Here is an 18,848-nt window from a genome sequence, read left to right as displayed (position 1 = left end):
TTGTAGTTATTGTGAGCTGGTCGAAATGAAATTCGAGCCGAAAAAGATAAATGCAAGCTCATTTGCAGTTAATATGAGCTGGAAGGTATTTTCATTTACAATTAATGTGGGCTAAAAAAGCAGATAAATGCAAGCCCGCCATATTTTAAATGCGGGCCGCTACAATTATGGGGGTACTCATTTATCAAGCGAAAATTATACAAACTAAATCAATAACTTAACCATAAAATATGACTCCTGTGATCGCCAAGGTTTGCCCTGATCGTTCCCGTAAAGCCCATAACGTCATAATAAATCAATGCATGGTTTTGGTTTCTCGGCCGTCTATGAGCGATATTTTTTTACCTTAAATAAGGTGCCCGATTGGCTAAACATCAGCCTTACGATTATTGAGTATTATTATCCATGTTACTCTTAAGATAGATGCTTAAAAATGCCGTAATCGTAAAGATTATACTAATAAGAACAATAGAATGGACGCCTAAATAAGCGACTCCCCATCCACCGACCATAGCTCCGACGGTGATTCCTAAATTTGAAAACGATATATACAGACTATTGGCAAACTCAGGTGCTTCATTGGCTTCCTTCATAAGCCAGGTTTGGCTGATAATGAGTCCTGATGCATGTAACGCGCCCCAAAAAAAAGTTAATATCAACATCGCTATTGGGGAAAAACCCATAATCCAAATAATAATATATAATAACGTCAACAAAATAGGATATAATTTCGTTGTTTTTATCGCATTTCTTTGTAAAAAAAGGCCAAAAACAAAATTCCCAAATATTCCGCTAATACCAAATAAGACGAGAAAAATACTGATAGTGTCATTATCAAGACGCGTAATTTTAGCAAGATAGTCGGCAATGTAACTAAAGTTTGCAAACATTGCTGAGAATACAGCTGTTACTGTAACAATGGTGAACCATAATTTTCCATTGCGTAATATCATTAATTGACTGGAAAGGTTGACCTTCTCTGTTGGGATTGAAGCAGGAATAAAGAACAAAATACCGATAAAAGCGAGCAAACAAGATATTGAACCAAAATAAAAGGCAGCACTTAATGATAAATGTTCTGCGATAAACGAGCTAACCGGCATACCTAATACCAACCCTACCGCAACCCCGGCAAAAACTTTCGCCACTGCTCTTGGGCTTTCCTCTTTAGCGACTGAATTGGCCGCTATGACGAGCGCTACAGCAAAGAAAGTGGCATGAAACAGTGCTGGCAATATTCTGAAAAATAAAATTAAATCAAAGCTGCTTGTTGTGGCATAAATAAAATTAGAGATAACAAATATAAGCAGGATGGTAAGAAGAATGTATTTTTTATTATATCGCGATAGTAATAATGTGATGAATGGTCCGGTTATGGCAACAATGACAGCATAAATACTGACAAGAAAACCGACTTGTGTAGGTGTAACGTGAAGTTGTGAGACTAATTGCGGTAGCAGGCCGATGACAGCGACTTCAGTGGTAATAACGCCAAAGACAGCAATAGCCAGGACAAGCAAGAGCATAATATTATGATGTTTCATCAATATTCCCAGATAGCTTAATATAAAGAATGAAACGTTAAACCACTTTTAAAATGCTTTCAATATTATTAACCACAACAAATATCATTGAGATAATATTTTTATTTTAATAATATTAAATTTATATTATCACACTACGCTAGTAGGAATGGTTATTAATATATAAAAATGATAGAAATTCAATATTATGAAGAACAAACTTTTAACTAGAAGCGGAAAGCATCAACGTTTATCCACTATTCTTTAATTGCATTTTACTATTTTTTGTTTAGGATAAACTGTACGATAGTTTACTCCATTTATAAAATAGTCATATTGACTTATTGCATTAATATAATATTATTTCTATAGAGATAATTAATATAAGGTTGGATTTTCAGGGTTTTTTCAAAATAACAGCCCCTGTTCCTTTTTTACCCAAAATATCATTCGGATTGCGTAAAGGGCACTCCGTCAGTGAAAGGCAGCCGCAGCCGATACAGCGATTTAAGTGATTGCGCAATTTTGTGAGTGTCTCAATACGCTCATCCAGTCTATTGCGCCATTGTGAAGAAATTGTCTGCCATTGTTCCGCCGTTAAATTACTGTTAGCTGGAAATTGACACAAAACCTCCTGAATTTCTTTCAGGGGGATCCCGGTACTTTGCGCAATTTTTATAATGGCAAGATAACGTAGCACAACGGCATGAAAACGTCGCTGGTTACCGGGGCTGCGCGAACTTTTAATTATCCCCTTCGATTCATAAAAATGAATGGCCGAAACGGCAATACCACTTCGTTTGGCAACTTCGCCGATAGTCAAAGCCCGATCAAAATCTATGCCTTTATCTTTTGTCATGTCTATTGACCTCAAGTTAACTTAAGGATTTATAGTGCAATATTACTGTCTCTGTCAACCCATACCGTTCTCTCTGTTTTTTAACCAGAAAGGTGGGGTTGTTTGTGTTTAATGCTCAGGAAAAGAGATGATGAAACGTTTTATTGAAAACTTACTGGAGAGTGATGGGGGGTGGCTGATTGTCCGGCTACTGCTTCTGGTTATTTTCATATCTTCCGGGCTTGCCAAACTTCTCGATTTCGAAGGAAGTCTGGCAGAAATGCGCGCCGCAGGCTTGCATCCGGATTGGTTATTTAATATCGCTTCAGCCCTGGTTTTACTGTCCGGTTCAGCGCTTATCTTATTTGACCGTTTTGTTTGGCTTGGAGCCGGAATGCTGTCCGTTTTCCTCTTTTTCACCATTGTGATGGTGCATACCTTTTGGCTTTTCTCTGGCGACGTCGCCAAAATCTCACTGTATTTTGCGCTTGAGCATACCACGGTGATAGGCGGATTAATGGCCACTGCGATTGCGAGTCATTTGAGAAAGAAAATAAAAAGTAAGTAATGGGCTGACTGGGCTGATAGAGGCACTGAACTTTTCACAAAAAAAAGCCGACAGAGGTGGATGATGGCAAAAAAGAAGATAGTTATTGGGGTGGTAATAACCTTATTGGTGGGAATGATAGGTTTTGCTATTTATCGCATAAATGGTTTAACACCGGATATGCAAAAAAATCCGGCCTATCCTCCAGTGACGGTTGCCTTGGCGGCCGTGAAAGAGAGTCATATTCCCAGCATCATACATGGCGTGGGAGAGCTTGAGGCTGCCCGACAGGTGCATGTTGCCGCCGAGACAGCAGGCCGTATTACGCATATCGAATTTGAATCAGGGCAATATGTTGAGAAAGGCCAACTTCTGGTCCGTCTCAATGATGCGGTTGAACAGGCAGAATTAGTGCGATTGCAAGCGCAGTGGAAACATGCGGACAAGCTTTATCAACGTACCCGCCAGCTATTTTCCAGTCATGGTGTTTCTGCTGCACAGCTGGATAGTGTGCAGGCGGAGCGTGATATGGCGCAAGCCGCTATCCGCCAGACTGAAGCGCTGATTTCCCAGAAAACCATTCGTGCACCGTTTGCTGGCGTGATGGGGATTCGGCAGGTGCATGAAGGGCAATATCTGCAGGCGGGGGAAACGATTGCTAATTTGGTGGATGCTCAGCACCTCCGATTGAATTTTTCATTGGATGAACAGGCCAGTCCTGAGCTGACAGCAGGGCAACAGGTGAATGTCATGATTAATGCTTATCCGAATCAAACTTTCCCCGCCAAAATCAGTGCCATCGATCCTTTAATTGGTAAATCCCGCCTGATGCAGGTTCAGGCCATACTCAACAATCTTGACGGAAAGCTCAAAGCCGGCATGTACGCCAACATTCAGGTGGTCCATCAGGATAAGGCGCCAACATTGATGATCCCTGAAACTGCGGTAACCTATACCGCTTACGGGAGTACCGTATTTGTCGTCAATCCCACGTCGTCTGCTGATCAGATTACCACGGTCAAGAAAGTCTCTGTTGAGGTGGGAAAAAGGTGGGAAGGGCTAGTCGAGATCAGGAAGGGGGTCAGTCTGGGCGATCAGGTCGTGACCTCAGGGCAATTGAAACTCAACGAGGGCACCGCAGTGATCGCAGCGGAGACTGACACGCTAGCAATAACGGCACGCTCAACTGCGGGGACAAGGCCATGAAATTTACTGACCTTTTTGTTCGCCGTCCAGTGCTGGCATTGGTCGTCAATTCCCTGCTGGTCCTAATCGGGATATTTGCCTTGAGCAAATTACCGATCCGACAATATCCACAGTTAGAAAGCGCAACAATTACTGTCACAACCGAATACCCGGGGGCTTCTGCTGATTTAATTCAGGGATTTGTGACGCAGCCGATTTCACAGTCCGTCTCGTCTGTCGAAGGGATCGATTATATGTCTTCCTCTTCGGTGCAAGGCAGAAGTAGTGTGGCTATCCGAATGGAGCTTAATCGTGATTCGACTAAAGCGTTAACCCAGGTGATGACGAAGGTCAACCAGGTCAGGTACAAGCTGCCGCAGCAGGCTTATGACCCCGTGATTGAACTGTCATCCGGTGAATCAACAGCCGTGGCCTATGTGGGATTTTCCAGTGATACCTTACCGATACCGGCAGTGACGGATTATCTTTCCAGGGTGGTTGAGCCTATGTTTTCTTCTATCGCGGGTGTCTCAAAAATACAGGTCTTTGGCGGCCAACAACTGGCCATGCGCCTATGGCTGGATGCGGATCGCCTGGCGGGTCGTGGGCTCACAGCAGCAGATGTTGCCGCCGCAGTCAGGCAAAATAACTATCAGGCGGCCCCAGGAAAAGTCAAAGGAGAATATGTCATCGCCAACGTTCGTGTGAATACCGACCTGACCAATGTTGAAGAGTTCCGTGATCTGGTTATTCGTAATGACGGGAATGGCCTGGTACGCCTGAAAGATGTCGGAACCATAGAGTTGGGTGCCGCGACCACCGAAAGCAGTGCGTTATTGAGTGGCAAAGCGGCCGTGCATTTGGGGTTATTTTCCACGCCAACGGGCAACCCGCTGGTGATTGTTGATGGTATCAAACAGTTATTACCGGATATTCAGAAAACATTGCCGCCGGGAGTCAACGTCGAATTGGCCTTTGAGACATCACGGTTTATTAAAGCGTCGATTAACGAAGTTGTGCATACCCTGCTGGAAGCACTGATTATTGTTATCGCCGTGATTTATCTCTGTTTGGGCTCTCTGCGCAGTGTGTTGATCCCCATTATTGCGATCCCGTTATCTATGCTGGGTGCCGCCGGATTGATGCTAGCATTTGGTTTCAGCATTAATTTATTGACCTTGCTGGCCATGGTCCTGGCTATCGGTCTGGTGGTGGATGATGCCATTGTGGTGGTGGAAAACGTGCATCGTCATATTGAGGAAGGCAAATCCCCGGTGGTCGCCGCATTAATTGGCGCGCGTGAAGTCTCAGGACCCGTCATTGCCATGACGATTACCCTTGCGGCGGTTTACGCCCCCATTGGATTTATGTCTGGCCTGACCGGCGCACTCTTTAAGGAGTTTGCTCTGACGCTGGCCGGAGCCGTGGTCATCTCGGGCATCGTTGCGTTGACTTTATCGCCGGTCATGAGTTCTTTTCTATTACAGCCAAAACAGGAAGAAAACCGGATGGCTCAGGCAGCAGGGGCATTTTTTGATGGTCTGGCCCATCATTACTCGCGTGCGCTCGATTTCTCCCTGAGACACCGTTGGGTGACCGGCGGCTTTGCCTTACTGGTGTGTCTCAGCCTTCCTTTGCTCTATAAACAAGCACAGCAAGAGTTAGCCCCCACGGAAGATCAGGCTGTTGTGCTAGCCGCAATAAAATCGCCCCAACATGCTAATCTGGATTATGTCGAGAAATTTGCGCAAAAATTGGAGCAGGTGTTTAACGAGATCCCTGAATCTGTTGGCACGTGGATAATTAATGGCACTGACGGCCCCTCGGCGAGCTTTGCTGGTGCCAATTTATCCGGATGGGCTGAACGTCAGCGTTCAGCGGCCGAAATCCAGGGTCAGTTACAAGCCGCCGTTGGTGAAATCGAGGGCAACAGTATTTTTATTTTCCAACTTCCACCTTTACCGGGCTCCACCGGAGGCTTGCCAATACAAATGGTATTGCACAGTCCACAAGGGTATCCCGTGTTGTATCAGACCATGGAAGAGATCAAGCACCAGGCCCGCCTGAGTGGACTATTTGCCATTGTAGACAGTGACCTGGATTACAACAATCCGGTGGTACAAGTGCAGGTTGATCGCGCCAAAGCCAATAGCCTTGGCATCCGAATGCAAGACATTGGTGAATCACTGGCGGTCCTGGTGGGAGAAAACTATATCAACCGATTTGGTATGGAAGGACGCTCGTATGATGTTATCCCCCAAAGTCTACGCAGCCAGCGGTTAACACCGGAAGCCCTGGCGCGGCATTTTGTGCGCAGCGAAAACCAAAGCATGGTTCCGCTCTCTACCCTGGTGTCTGTTTCGACAATCACTGAGCCCAATAAATTAACCCAGTTTAATCAACAAAATGCGGCCATTTTTCAGGCCATTCCCGCTCAGGGCGTGACGCTGGGGCAAGCTCTCGCTTTTCTTGAAGAGACAGCCAAGCGTTTACCAGCAGGATTCAGTCATGACTGGCAGTCTGATTCACGTCAATATAAGCAGGAAGGCAATACGCTGATGTTTGCTTTTCTGTCAGCCTTGCTCATCATTTATCTGGTGCTGGCTGCTCAGTATGAAAGCCTGGTTGATCCTTTGATTATCTTGATTACAGTACCGCTTTCTATCTGCGGTGCGTTGATCCCACTGGCAATGGGATACATCACATTAAATATTTATACCCAAATCGGATTAGTGACACTGATTGGGCTTATCAGTAAGCATGGTATCCTGATGGTGGAATTTGCCAATGAATTGCAGGCGGTGGAAGGGAAAAGTCGACGCTCAGCCATCTTACAGGCAGCTAAAATTCGTTTGCGGCCAGTACTGATGACAACAGCCGCCATGGTTATCGGCCTGATCCCCCTGTTATTTGCCAGTGGTGCGGGGGCAAATAGTCGTTTTGGCATTGGCGTCGTCATTGTTTCTGGCATGCTGGTCGGGACATTCTTCACCTTATTTGTGTTGCCAACAATATATACCTTGTTGGCAAGAAATCATTCCACCAGCGCGATGAGCGCCAGAAAACAGCAATTAATTGAAATAGAATAATATTCCAGGGGCTGGTGACAATTTAAGTCCGTTGTTCATACAGCCCACATTGTCCTTTATAGGATGAAAAAAGCCTGTGCGATTAAACTGGCGTTAATTGCCGTACCAATTTGTCGTATCGTGTTGCTATTGTTAGAACATGTTTAATTATGGCATTAGTTACACGATACACGTGATAAATAGAGTAAAATGGGTAGTTACAGGAGGAATATGGGCAGACAATCAGCACTTTTTCAGTTTAATTAATGGGAAAAGTGTGTCGATGTAGATGCAGGAAGAAAAACGTAAACGTCTTTACGAGACGCCCCCCACATAAGTTCGGTTTTACTCGCCTCTTTGTATCCTATTCCCCCACACGGTGCAGGGATTATATGGATAGTGCCTCATTCCGTAAACGGCATGGCACGCTACAAACGACAGCTAACCACGAATGCCATTTGGAATGGTCACTACCTTACCATCTAGATTTAAATCCCATCGAACACTAATGGGAATTTCCCACCTTCGCACTTTGTGACTCCGGAGGGGAGGATGTCAATTCCTACAAATAACTCGGCCAGATAGAGACTGATTAATGGAAAAATTTGATGTAGTTATTATTGGTGCTGGCGCTGCCGGCCTATTTTGTGCTGCGCAGGCAGGACAAGCCGGATTAAACGTTCTGGTACTGGATAACGGCAAAAAAGCAGGCCGAAAAATTTTGATGTCCGGCGGAGGACGCTGCAATTTTACCAACCTGTATACCGAACCGACGGCATACCTTTCTGCCAACCCCCATTTTTGTAAGTCAGCACTTGCTCGCTATAGCCAATGGGATTTTCTTGATCTTGTACAACGCCATCATATCCCTTATCACGAAAAAACATTGGGACAACTTTTCTGTGATGACTCAGCGCAACAAATTATAGACCTGCTTTTAAAAGAGTGTGAAATAGGGCAAGTCACTATTCGGTTGCGCAATGAGGTCACTCATCTCGAGAAAACAGAGCAAGGCTTTGTTATTACCGCATCAGAAAAAAAAGTAAGTGCACACTCACTTGTTGTGGCTTCAGGTGGATTATCCATGCCCGGCCTGGGAGCCTCTCCTTTAGGTTACCGCATTGCAGAACAATTTGGACTGAATATCCTGCCCACACGGGCAGCATTAGTTCCCTTTACCCTGCATAAGCCGCTACTAGAGCGATTACAAATTCTCTCGGGTGTCGCGGTTCCTGCTGTTGTGTCTGCCAAAGACGCGACCGTATTCAGGGAAAATATCCTGTTCACTCATCGCGGACTTTCCGGCCCTGCGATCTTGCAGATTTCCAGCTATTGGCAACCCGGTGAGTATGTGAGTATTAACTTACTTCCCGATACAGATTTAGCCTGTTTTCTGGATAAAGAACAGCGCTCTCATCCCAATCAGAGTTTAAAAAACACGCTGGCTAAATTACTGCCTAAGCGTTTGATCGAGTGTTTTCAGTCTCTTGGACAATTACCGGAAGTGCCTTTAAAGCAGCTTAATTCCACCCAGCAAAAAGCATTGATCGCGACTCTACAATGCTGGCAAGTACAACCGAATGGTACAGAAGGCTATCGTACCGCGGAAGTGACACTTGGCGGAGTAGATACTCATGAGTTGTCATCAAAAACGATGGAAGCTCACAAGGTAAAAGGGTTGTACTTTATTGGTGAAGTCGTCGATGTGACCGGCTGGCTCGGTGGATATAACTTCCAGTGGGCGTGGAGCTCAGCGTGGGCTTGTGCGCAAGCATTGGCAACTAGTGAGCCAGGAATAAAATAGCCACTTTTTCACTTTGACAGATGGCGTTGGTTGGATACCAACGCCATCTAGGTTTAACGCAGGAGTGCTTAAATAAGCATCCAAATGAGGATATTCGTTAAAAATGAATAGATACACTCAAAAAGTCGCTAAAAACGTTCATGCTTTAGATCTGTGTTTAATTATTTGAAAAATAAGATAGATATTCATTCGGAGGCTGTATCGCTAAGCAAATAGTTTAGGCCATTTATAACCACTTCTCTGGTTTCGTTTTTACTCGTTACAGCATAGACATCAATATTCAGGGATTGAGCAGCATCATCAACCAACTCTCGGTAACAAAGTCCTTCTTGATTGAATACACACATGGAACGAGGCATAAGCGCCATTCCTTTTCCTCTTGCAATATTCGCAAGCATCACCAGTGAATCATCCGGTTCTTTGCGCCTTTGCAACAAGAAAGGCAAACGCTGAAAATATTTTTCGCATTTGTCATAAAAAACGGGATTTGCGTTCCTTGAAAACCAAAACAAAGGCAGATCTGAGACATCGGTGAGAGCAATTTTTCCCTTCAAACTAGCGGGATGAGAAGATGGCATGGCAAGTAAAAGAGGTTCTCGATAGATCCAGTGAAATTTGAAATCATGTTCGCTATGCAAACTCCGTTCCCCTGTAATCACAATGTCCATCTGCCCCTTCGAGAGAAAATGCAAAAGTTGGCTGGAAGTCAGGTGTTGTATATCAATATCATCGCCGAACATCAGTGTTTTTATCTTATCACCCAGTTCGGGTATGTTGTCGAAATTCAATGTTCGGGTGAAACCAATCCGCACATGCGCTTTCTCATTTTTAATTTCACGCATAAACAACGTAAATTCATTGATAAGATATGTGGCTTTTTCAACTAACATCCGCCCGGCATCTGTCAGATGAACTTCATGAGTATTACGGGAAAAAAGATCACAACCGAGAATTTCTTCAAGACATTTGATATGCCGAGTCAGAGGGGGTTGTGTCATACGTAGCCTCTCTGCGGCTCTCCTGAAATTAAGCTCCTGAGCAACAGCTAAAAAACATTGTAACTGTTTTATACTGGGTAGCTTATTGTTAATGCTGTCCACAGAGTCTCCATGAATTGGATGGCATATTGCGTGACAAATATTTTGCCCTCTCACTTTATCACCTTATATCAATCCATTTTTATTGTAAATGTTAATTGACATGATGAATTGAAATCCATTGATATAAAAAATGAATCACAAAATTAACAATTCTCATGAAATTTCATCGTGGTAATTTTGCAAATGAACCCCATCACCACTGAGCATTTGATATGTCTGAAAAATATATATTAATTTCAAGATTTCTTCGCCCAAATAACGTTAATCTTAAATCTATTAATGGATTAAATAATAGTCTAAAAAACACTTTGTTTGTGAAGCACATAATATTGATGAGTTTATCAAATTACGCGCATTTAAGGAGATAGCCAATGGTTCAAAAATATATTTTACTCGAATTTAATTTAATCCAGTATGCGTGGGATCTAATGAAAAGCGCCTTGATTACGCGAAGATTAAAGGATGGAGCAATATTTAACATTCATTCACAGGTCGTAATTTATGACTTCAGAAATTAAAAATCCTGAGATGTCATTCAGGATATGGCTAGCTTTATTTATTCTCTCTATATCAACGTTTACTATAGTAACAACTGAGTTGGCTCCGATTGGCTTGTTGACACCTATTGCAGACGGACTTCACACTTCAGAATCCAGTATTGGGATGACAGTATCTCTTTACGCTTGGGTAGGTGCATTGAGTGCGCTTTTTGCGTCCCTATTTCTGGGTCATTTATCCAAAAAGCGCCTTTTGTTAACCCTAACTATTATTCTGTTCGTATCAAATGCCTTGTCTGCAACTGTTGATTCATTTGGCGTACTGCTGATTGCCCGCATCGTTGGTGCTCTGGCTCATGGTGCTTTTTGGGCAATGATCGGCGCCACAGCAGTGGCGATGGTACCTATAAAATATCTGGGTACAGCAACATCTATTGTCTTTGGTGGGGTATCAGCTGCCAGTGTATTTGGTGTTCCTTTGTCTAACTATATAGGATTGAATTTCGGTTGGCGTCAGGCATTTTGGCTGATGGCACTGCTCTGTGTAGTCGCATTCATTGGTATTATGCTTATTGTCCCTAAGATCACATCCAAAAGTACATTGGGTATTAATGCCCTAAAAAAAGTACTGGGATCAACTTTTGCCGCTTTTACTTTCATCGAACCTTGGCTTCACTCACAACCAACATTGTCTAAAAATTTCATACCTGCAGTTCTATTCATTTATGGTATTGCTGGCCTGGCTGGTAATTTCCTGACAGGTATGATTATTGATAAGTATCTAAAAGCCACTGTCATACTCTCGGCTCTGCTTATCGGTATTGTTCTTCTGATGTTAGGCAATAGTTCAGAGTCAATATCACGTACCAATATCCTGATTACGGTGGTTGTGTGGGGGATATCAATTTCAGGAATCTTCGTCGGTTTTCAAACCTGGGTTTTCCGTCTGGCAGGCGATGAAGCTTTTCCTGCATCTGCAGTTTATGTTTCGTTTTTTAACGGAGCAATCGGTATTGGAGCCTCAGTGGGGGCCTGGATCGTCTCCGCATTATCACTTCATGCACTATTTGTTACGGCAGGTACAGCAATTACGCTATCGATACTTCTCATTACGATAATCCCTTCTAATAAACCCGTCAGTGAAAAATTTACGGATAAGGCTATATGAAACAAGATACTGAATTAACAAATTACGGTCGGGACATTATGAACCAATTGGAATTACATATGCGAGGTGCTCTTAACGTTGGTGTAACACCAGAAGAGTTACTTGAAGTTGTCATACAGATGGCAATATATGCGGGAGTACCTGCGTGTATGAATGGGCTAACCGCATACCGCGCTGCGATTGTTGCTACAGAAAAATCTAACTCAATTGCATCAAGAGGTTAATGATGGATGAAATCGTTGTAATAGCTGCAAAACGAACAGCAACTGGTTCTTTTATGGGGGCTCTCGCCAACCAGTCAGCCGTTGAGCTTGGAACTTCAGTCATTCGCAGCACAGGCTCTAGCTGTTTCTCATTCCTGCGGTATTCCTGCTGAACGCATAAATCCTTATGGTGGAGCAATCGCACTAGGGCACACCATTGGCGCCTCTGGATGTCGGATACGTGTAACATTAATACACGGACTCATTCGAGAAAATTGCAATAAAGGAATTGCGGCGCTGTGCATCGGTGGAGGGGAAGGCATTGCTTTGAGTGTCACTCGCTAATATACAATATGCACAATAATCATGGTGAATAAACCGCCCGGAACACCGGGCGGGATTAAACGGACTAACAGCTAAGCATTAATACCTTTCATACCATCTTCACTATATCTGTTTCCTTTTACAGTGAACGTGTTACGGGTATTATTGAGCGTTTCGAGATCTGTTCTGTCGAGTTCTATCGCCGCAGCACCCGCATTTTCAACCAGATAACTCATCTTTTTTGTCCCTGGAATCGGTACTGTCCTTTCATATTGTGCAAGCAACCATGCCAGGGCGATCTGTCCAGTCGTACAGTTGTACTTTTCTGCCAATGGATGTATTGCATTGATAAGCTGACGATTATGATCCATGTTCTTTTGCAGAAAACGCGCATTATTTTTACGGAAATCACCTTCCTGAAAATCACTGTTTTTCAGATACCGCCCTGTCAGGAAACCCCGTCCCAAAGGGGAATATGGAACCAAGCCTATATCCAGTTCTTTCACGACTGGCAGAATTTCATCCTCAATATCACGTGTCCAGAGAGAATATTCAGTCTGAAGTGCTGTCACAGGAAATACCGCATGCGCTTTTCTCAACGTGCTGGCTGACACTTCACACAAACCTACATGACCAATTTTCCCTTCTTTCACTAGACGTGATAAACAGTCCATGCTTTCTTCTATCGAGGCATCCTTATCCACTCGATGCAAGTAAAAGAGGTCAATTTTTTCAATCCCCAAACGCTGCAATGACTCATGGCAGCATTGAGTGATGTAATTAGGCGCATTATTGATCCTACGTGCATAAGCCTCATTAGGATCGCGATCAATACCACATTTTGTGGCGATTTTAAATTCATCACGAGTCGCCTGATCAAGCCTACCAAGGAAATGTCCAATCAGTCTTTCATTGTGACCCCGACCATAAAAATTGGCGGTATCAATGAATTTCACCCCGGTGTTGAGCAGATTATCCAATAGTTTTAACGCATTATTATTATCTGTTTCCCCATAAAATTCACTTAAGCCCATTGCTCCATAGCCGATGGCGCTAACTGCAAAATTCTGAGAAAGGTGTCTAAGTTCCATCATTACTCCTTTGTTGAACTTTGATTCTTTCACGAGTTAGCAAACATCTGAATTATCATATCGATGATATTAAACAAGCATCACAAGAATAAACGAAAGAAATAGAATCTAAAAATTCGCTTTTCATGGAAGCGTGCCAGGCGCAATTAACTTGCAGAGGCAAGACTTAAGGCCTGGAAATGATGAGCCACCATTCCTGCCCTTTTCTTAGAAAAAGAAAAAATTTTTCTGCCATTCACCATGAAAACCACACTGAAATTAACAACAACATAATAATAATTAATGTCATTGTTCTATTAAATAATGATTATCTTAAACCTCACAACAGAACGAATCATTAGAAAAACAATTTGATTGTTCCCATGTGGTTTGGAATAATACGCGCAGAAAGCACATAACCCACATTGACTACACAAATAGAAAAAACCAGTATTTAATATTGATATATGACAAATAAATTAAATAACAACCTTAATCATTATCACCAATAAAAACATCACACTGTAACTACGATCAACAATTAAGTCTAAGAGAGGTGATTTTATTTATTAAATAATATAATAAATAAAATCTATCAAAAACGATTACATCCGATATAAAAACAAATAAATTAATTAAATTTATTTAAATTAATCACCCTACGTGGTTGTTACTGAAAAATGAGTTCTGATATGCAAGACTTACCTCACGTCAAAGCACTGTGTGCTATCACACATCCTTACCGTGCTTGTACCGAATATGATGAATTATTTAATCACGCAATGCGTGAACTGACGCAGTACCACTGTGACCATACCCCCGGTTATGAACAGTGGCTGTTGGATCATGGGCTGGATAAACAGGCGTTAATGACGCTGGAGGATTGGTCAAGCCTGCCTTTACTCTTTGCCAATTATTTCAAACGCAATCTGATCTTAAGTGATAGTGCTCGAGACGCACTGGAACTGACTTCTTCCGGCACTACCGGGCAAAAAAGCCGTATGCGCTATGATGCTGCAAGTATTAAGGCCGCCCAGCATATGGTGGATTGTATTTTTGACTATTATGGCTGGAATACCCCGGATCAGCCCTGTAACTATCTGCTGCTTAGCTACGAACCGGCTGGTGCCATCACTTTAGGCACGGCTTACACCGATCAATTCTTGTGCAAATATGCCCCCGTCAATCGAGCCTACTATGCGTTGCGCCATAACGGGCAAGGGAATGAATTCGACCCCTTCGGTACCATTACCGCACTCCAGCAATTTGCTCAGGAAGGGTTACCGGTACGTATCTTCGGTTTCCCGGCTTTTTTATGGTTTACCCTGCAAAGAATGCAGCAAATGGGACTACCTGCACTGACATTACATCCTGAATCGCTGGTTTTCCTTGGCGGAGGCTGGAAAACACATGCCGATAAATCCATTCCTAAAAAAGAACTGTATCAACGGTTGACCGAACAGCTCGGTATCCCTGATATTCGCTGTCGTGATGGCTATGGTTCCGTTGAACATCCCGTACCTTATGTGGAATGTTCTCACCATCATTTTCACGTTCCGGTCTATGCCCGCGCATATGTACGCCATACCGCCAGTTTGGAGTGCCAACCTTATGGGGAGCCGGGTTTTCTGCATTTTACTTCTCCTTTTATTACTTCCTGCCCAGCCCATAGCATCGTGACCAGTGATCTGGCCGTACTACATCCGGGTAAACATTGTGGTTGTGAGATTGAAACTGACTGGTTCGAACTACTTGGCCGGGCGGGTACCAGCAAAAATCGGAGTTGTGCTATTGCCGCTTCAGAATTGATTAAGAGATCCTGACATGTCTTCCGTAAATACCGTTGCTATAAAAACAATCACTCCCCCGATTTCTACTGAACCGTTGGCAGGACAGACCATTGCAACATTGCGTGAACGTTTACCGGAGCTGCTGGCACATCCCCATACGGCTGAACAGGTACTTGATTGCGCTCAACAATTTGCCGATTATCTCTCCCACCTGGACGATCATCCCCTGTTTGACCCTCAGACACGGCAAGCGCTTATCGCTTTTTGCCAACGTGAAGCACTGGAAACCAAATTGGAACGGGAACTCGGCAAAAATGCTTTTTCACTGCGCCGATTCGATTATAACCAGAATCGATATGAGTCATGGAAGCCGTTAGGATTGGTTGTCCATATTACGCCGTCCAATGCTGAACTTCTGCCTTTTATGGCGGTCATAGAGAGTTTGCTGGTAGGTAATATTAACTGGTTACGTCCAAGCAGCAGCGATAACGGGTTTAGTGCGCAACTTCTGGCCGCATTTTTAGCCCATGATATTTCCGGTGATTTAGCTGATCGAGTCGCCGTATTGCCTTTACCCGTGACAGAACTGGCAGAATTGTTCAGTCATGCCGATGCTGTTTCTGCCTGGGGCAGCGACTCATCTCTGGCCTCTATTCGTTCTCAACTGCCCACGGGTTGCCGCTGGATCGATTGGGGACACCGCATCAGTATTGCCTGGTTAAGCCCGGAAGCTACTGCTGATACGCAACTGGATGCCTTGGCAGATGATATCTGTCGTTATGATCAACAAGCCTGTTCTAGCCCACAATGTTTACTGGTCGATAGCGATGATCCTAACGTTTTACAGCATATCGGACAACGCATGGCCGCCGCCCTGCAACGCCGTTCCGGGCAATATCCCACCATGCAAAAGAATATTCAGGAAGCGGCGGAAATAACGACTCAAACGGCTTTCCAACAACTCGACTTCGCGTTTACGCAGGTTCGCGGAGAAATCTGGCGCACTGACGACTGGCGGGTCATATGGCGTCATGAAGAGGAATTAGCCGCTTCTCCGCTATTCCGTACATTGCAGATACGCCCTGCCCCGCGTCAGCGTTTGTGCTCTATTTTGCTACCCTGGCGCCACTATCTGCAAAGTTGTGCGTTGATAACCCGCCAAGAGCAGATCACCGAAATGAGCCACACTCTGTTTGCCGCGGGCATTAATCGCATCACGCCCGCAGGTCAGATGCACGACGGTTATCATGGTGAGCCACACGATGGTGTCTATGCACTGTCACGTTTTACCAAGCGAGTTTCTGTCAGTCTTGCACCTGATTTAATGGCGGGTTGTGCCCATCTTGATATGCCGCCATCTCGCCCACGCGGACTAGAAAATCTTCCGCTCATGAATAAGACTGATTTTCAGGCACAAGTGCCTAATGATAAAGCTCGCCTGTTTTTCCTCAGTGGTGGCAGCAGTGGCAAGCCTAAACTGGCGGCTTACAGCTATGATGATTATCACCGACAAATGCGGGCAGCCGCCGATGGTGTTTTCGCTTCCGGGCTTGAGCCTGCCACCGATCGGGTCATGAACCTGTTATACGGCGGAAAATTGTATGGCGGCATGATAAGTTTCTTCACCATTCTGGATAAATTGGGTGTGGTGCAATATCCAATGGGTGGCCCAGCTGACAATGACTTTAGGGAAATCGCAGATTTTATCGTGAACCAACGCATTAATACGCTGGTGGGGATGCCAAGCACACTGCATCGGTTATTTTTAAATGAAGCGACCAAATTACGTCAGTATGGCGGTATTCGTAAGCTCTTCTTAGGGGGAGAACATCTGAATATGCATCAGCGAAACTTCCTGTCCAGTTTTGGCGTTACCCTGATCCGCTCAACCATTTACGGTTCGGTGGATGCCGGCCCGGTGGGTCATGCCTGTGCAGCCAGTGAGGATGGCGTTTTCCATTTAATGGCGGATACCCAATGGCTGGAAATTCTCAATCTCGAGCATGATCAACCCGTGGCAGAAGGTGAAACCGGGCGTCTGGTATTTACCTCCCTCCATCGTGAAGCACAATGTGTCCAGCGCTACGATTTAGGGGATCTTGGTTGTTGGGTTAATCAACCCTGCTCTTGTGGTCTTACCTCACCGCGTTTCCGGCTTAAAGAGCGTCATGGCACCATACTGCGTATAGGCAGTATTTTCTTTAATCTTGCTGACTTGTCGGAACAACTGGCGTTACCCGTACAATGGATAATCGATCATAACCGTGATGGTATCGATACTATCCGGCTATTGGTTGATCATGCCGAACCAGCCAAAGTACGCCAGAATATATTGAAAAATCCCAAAATAACGGAAGTGGTTGAAGGCAATCTCCTGATCTTAGACATCATTTCCACTTCTGCTGCTGACTTTCAGCGTAATGAACACAGTGGTAAAACACCATTGTTCATCGACTTGCGTCAATATTAATTGGGTAAAATTAACATGATGACCAGAACAACCTTGATTAATTTGATCCGTTATGTGCGCGAACATTCTGCTTATTACCGAGAATGCTATCAGTCCATTCCAGAGCATTGGACTTTAGAAGATTTGCCACTCGTGGAACCCTGTCATTATTGGGCACACTCAAACAATTTGCCAACATGGCCGGTGCTGACTGCGCCGCCGGAAGGCGGTCACGTGTTTAAAACAGGCGGCTCAACCAGTGATGGACGGTTGTCGGTTTTCAGTCAACAAGAGTGGAAAACATTCATTCATTCCTTTGGCCAAGGTATTGCCCGCCAATTAAATCCTGGGGATCGGGTGGCCAATTTGTTTTTTGCCGGCGATCTTTATACCAGCTTTGTTTTCATCCACGGTGCATTATCGAATGCACCACTGCCCCTATTGGAATTTCCTTTTGCTGGCAAGATCGAGGATGAATCGCTGGTTAACAATATCCGCCTTCATAATATCAATGTGCTGGCAGGCGTACCGGTTCAGTTAATCCGCCTGGCTCACTATCTGAAAGACACAGGACAAACATTACCAGGGGTGGAAACCATCCTTTACGGTGGAGAAAGTATGTTCGATGCACAAATTGCAATCATACGACATGTTTTCCCTCAGGCTCGTTTAGGCTCCATAGGGTGTGCCAGTGTCGATGCCGGTTTAATCGGCTATGCGGATACCGGCTGTCAAAAAGGGGAACACCGGGTATTTGAGAACGATACGATTGTTGAGATCATCGATGAAATAAGCCACCAGCCAATTACTGTACCCGGTAAACGTGGGCTCTTGGTTGTCACTAATCTGCAACGACGGCTCATGCCCGTCATCCGTTATCCTACCGGAGATATGGCTTGCTGGTGTGATTCAGAACCGGCAGAGCGCAAGTTCACCTTACAAGGACGAGCGAATCAAGGTTACCGTATCCGGTTTGGCACATTGTCTTTATTCCCTGACGATTTAGCAGCACAGCTATCACAACACCGCGAGCTTTTAGCCTGGCAATTGGAGTTCAGCCAGAAAGAAGGGCAAGATCAAATCCGCTTATTGGTTGCAAGCCTCCAGACTGTCGACATTGACAAAATACGCCACCGGGTCATGACTGCCTTTCCGCATTTGGACAAACTTTGTACTCAGAAAAATATGTTGGAGATCGTACAAACTAATATCGATGATATGTATACCCATCCACGGTCAGGTAAATTGCAACGTGTTGTGGATCTGCGTAATTATCATTAAG

The 18,848-nt window shown here is 44.4% G+C and carries 13 protein-coding genes and 1 pseudogene; 10 read left to right on the top strand and 4 right to left on the bottom strand.

The genetic code is table 11. The features are described 5' to 3' along the window. Window positions 1-386: 386 nt before the first annotated feature. Window positions 387-1,544 (bottom strand): MFS transporter, encoded by a 1,158-nt coding sequence (locus XPG1_RS00375; RefSeq protein ID WP_045957324.1) that lies wholly within the window; start codon window positions 1,542-1,544, stop codon window positions 387-389. A 376-nt stretch (window positions 1,545-1,920) separates the two neighbouring features. Then, window positions 1,921-2,382: a redox-sensitive transcriptional activator SoxR gene (gene soxR, locus XPG1_RS00370; RefSeq protein WP_045957323.1), complete on the bottom strand. Its 462-nt coding sequence runs from the start codon at window positions 2,380-2,382 to the stop codon at window positions 1,921-1,923. 130 nt (window positions 2,383-2,512) lie between these two features. Here soxR and XPG1_RS00365 point away from each other — a divergent pair, with 130 nt between their 5' ends. The 4 genes from XPG1_RS00365 to XPG1_RS00350 all read left to right on the top strand — a co-directional run bounded on the left by XPG1_RS00365 (window position 2,513) and on the right by XPG1_RS00350 (window position 8,965). Beyond that, window positions 2,513-2,929 carry a DoxX family protein gene (locus tag XPG1_RS00365; protein WP_045960278.1) on the top strand — a complete coding sequence of 139 codons (417 nt, stop codon included), beginning with the start codon at window positions 2,513-2,515 and terminating at the stop codon, window positions 2,927-2,929. Window positions 2,930-2,992: 63 nt separating this feature from the next. Next, on the top strand, window positions 2,993-4,114 hold the full coding sequence (locus tag XPG1_RS00360) for an efflux RND transporter periplasmic adaptor subunit (protein ID WP_045957322.1): 1,122 nt from the start codon (window positions 2,993-2,995) through the stop codon (window positions 4,112-4,114). Continuing rightward, on the top strand, window positions 4,111-7,182 hold the full coding sequence (locus XPG1_RS00355; protein ID WP_045957321.1) for a MexW/MexI family multidrug efflux RND transporter permease subunit: 3,072 nt from the start codon (window positions 4,111-4,113) through the stop codon (window positions 7,180-7,182). The genes XPG1_RS00360 and XPG1_RS00355 overlap by 4 nt, the downstream gene beginning before the upstream one ends. A gap of 574 nt (window positions 7,183-7,756) precedes the next feature. Further along, window positions 7,757-8,965: a BaiN/RdsA family NAD(P)/FAD-dependent oxidoreductase gene (locus tag XPG1_RS00350; RefSeq protein ID WP_045957320.1), complete on the top strand. Its 1,209-nt coding sequence runs from the start codon at window positions 7,757-7,759 to the stop codon at window positions 8,963-8,965. A 185-nt stretch (window positions 8,966-9,150) separates the two neighbouring features. On the opposite strand, the gene XPG1_RS00345 is transcribed toward XPG1_RS00350, so the two are convergent. Continuing rightward, window positions 9,151-10,065 (bottom strand): LysR family transcriptional regulator, encoded by a 915-nt coding sequence (locus XPG1_RS00345; RefSeq protein WP_045957319.1) that lies wholly within the window; start codon window positions 10,063-10,065, stop codon window positions 9,151-9,153. A 501-nt stretch (window positions 10,066-10,566) separates the two neighbouring features. On the opposite strand from XPG1_RS00345, the gene XPG1_RS00340 reads away from it, so the two are divergent. The 3 genes and pseudogenes from XPG1_RS00340 to XPG1_RS17190 all read left to right on the top strand — a co-directional run. Next, the gene (locus tag XPG1_RS00340; protein ID WP_045957318.1) at window positions 10,567-11,730 is read left to right on the top strand and encodes an MFS transporter; all 1,164 of its coding nucleotides are present in this window, start codon (window positions 10,567-10,569) and stop codon (window positions 11,728-11,730) included. Then, window positions 11,727-11,954 (top strand): carboxymuconolactone decarboxylase family protein, encoded by a 228-nt coding sequence (locus XPG1_RS00335; RefSeq protein WP_071825276.1) that lies wholly within the window; start codon window positions 11,727-11,729, stop codon window positions 11,952-11,954. Before XPG1_RS00340 ends, XPG1_RS00335 begins: the two co-directional genes overlap by 4 nt. 96 nt (window positions 11,955-12,050) lie before the next feature. Further along, window positions 12,051-12,278 (top strand): annotated as a pseudogene (locus XPG1_RS17190) (acetyl-CoA C-acetyltransferase); the annotation flags it as partial. Between the two features lie 71 nt (window positions 12,279-12,349). Here XPG1_RS17190 and XPG1_RS00330 read toward each other — a convergent pair. Then, window positions 12,350-13,348: an aldo/keto reductase gene (locus XPG1_RS00330; RefSeq protein ID WP_045957317.1), complete on the bottom strand. Its 999-nt coding sequence runs from the start codon at window positions 13,346-13,348 to the stop codon at window positions 12,350-12,352. Window positions 13,349-14,019: 671 nt separating this feature from the next. Between XPG1_RS00330 and XPG1_RS00325 the strand changes: the two genes are divergently transcribed. From XPG1_RS00325 to XPG1_RS00315, 3 genes are read left to right on the top strand one after another with little or no spacing between them, the layout of a single operon-like run. Next, complete coding sequence (locus tag XPG1_RS00325) at window positions 14,020-15,150, top strand: LuxE/PaaK family acyltransferase (protein WP_045957316.1); 1,131 nt, start codon at window positions 14,020-14,022, stop codon at window positions 15,148-15,150. A gap of 1 nt (window position 15,151) precedes the next feature. Further along, window positions 15,152-17,587, top strand: coding sequence for an acyl-CoA reductase (locus XPG1_RS00320; RefSeq protein WP_045957315.1), 2,436 nt, complete (start codon window positions 15,152-15,154; stop codon window positions 17,585-17,587). Window positions 17,588-17,602: 15 nt separating this feature from the next. Beyond that, entirely contained in the window at window positions 17,603-18,847 is a 1,245-nt protein-coding gene (locus XPG1_RS00315; protein ID WP_045957314.1) for a phenylacetate--CoA ligase family protein, read from the top strand. The last annotated feature ends 1 nt before the right edge of the window (window position 18,848 follow it).

This window comes from Xenorhabdus poinarii G6 (assembly GCF_000968175.1).
Lineage (GTDB): Bacteria > Pseudomonadota > Gammaproteobacteria > Enterobacterales > Enterobacteriaceae > Xenorhabdus > Xenorhabdus poinarii.
This window is presented reverse-complemented; position numbering and strand designations above follow the sequence as displayed.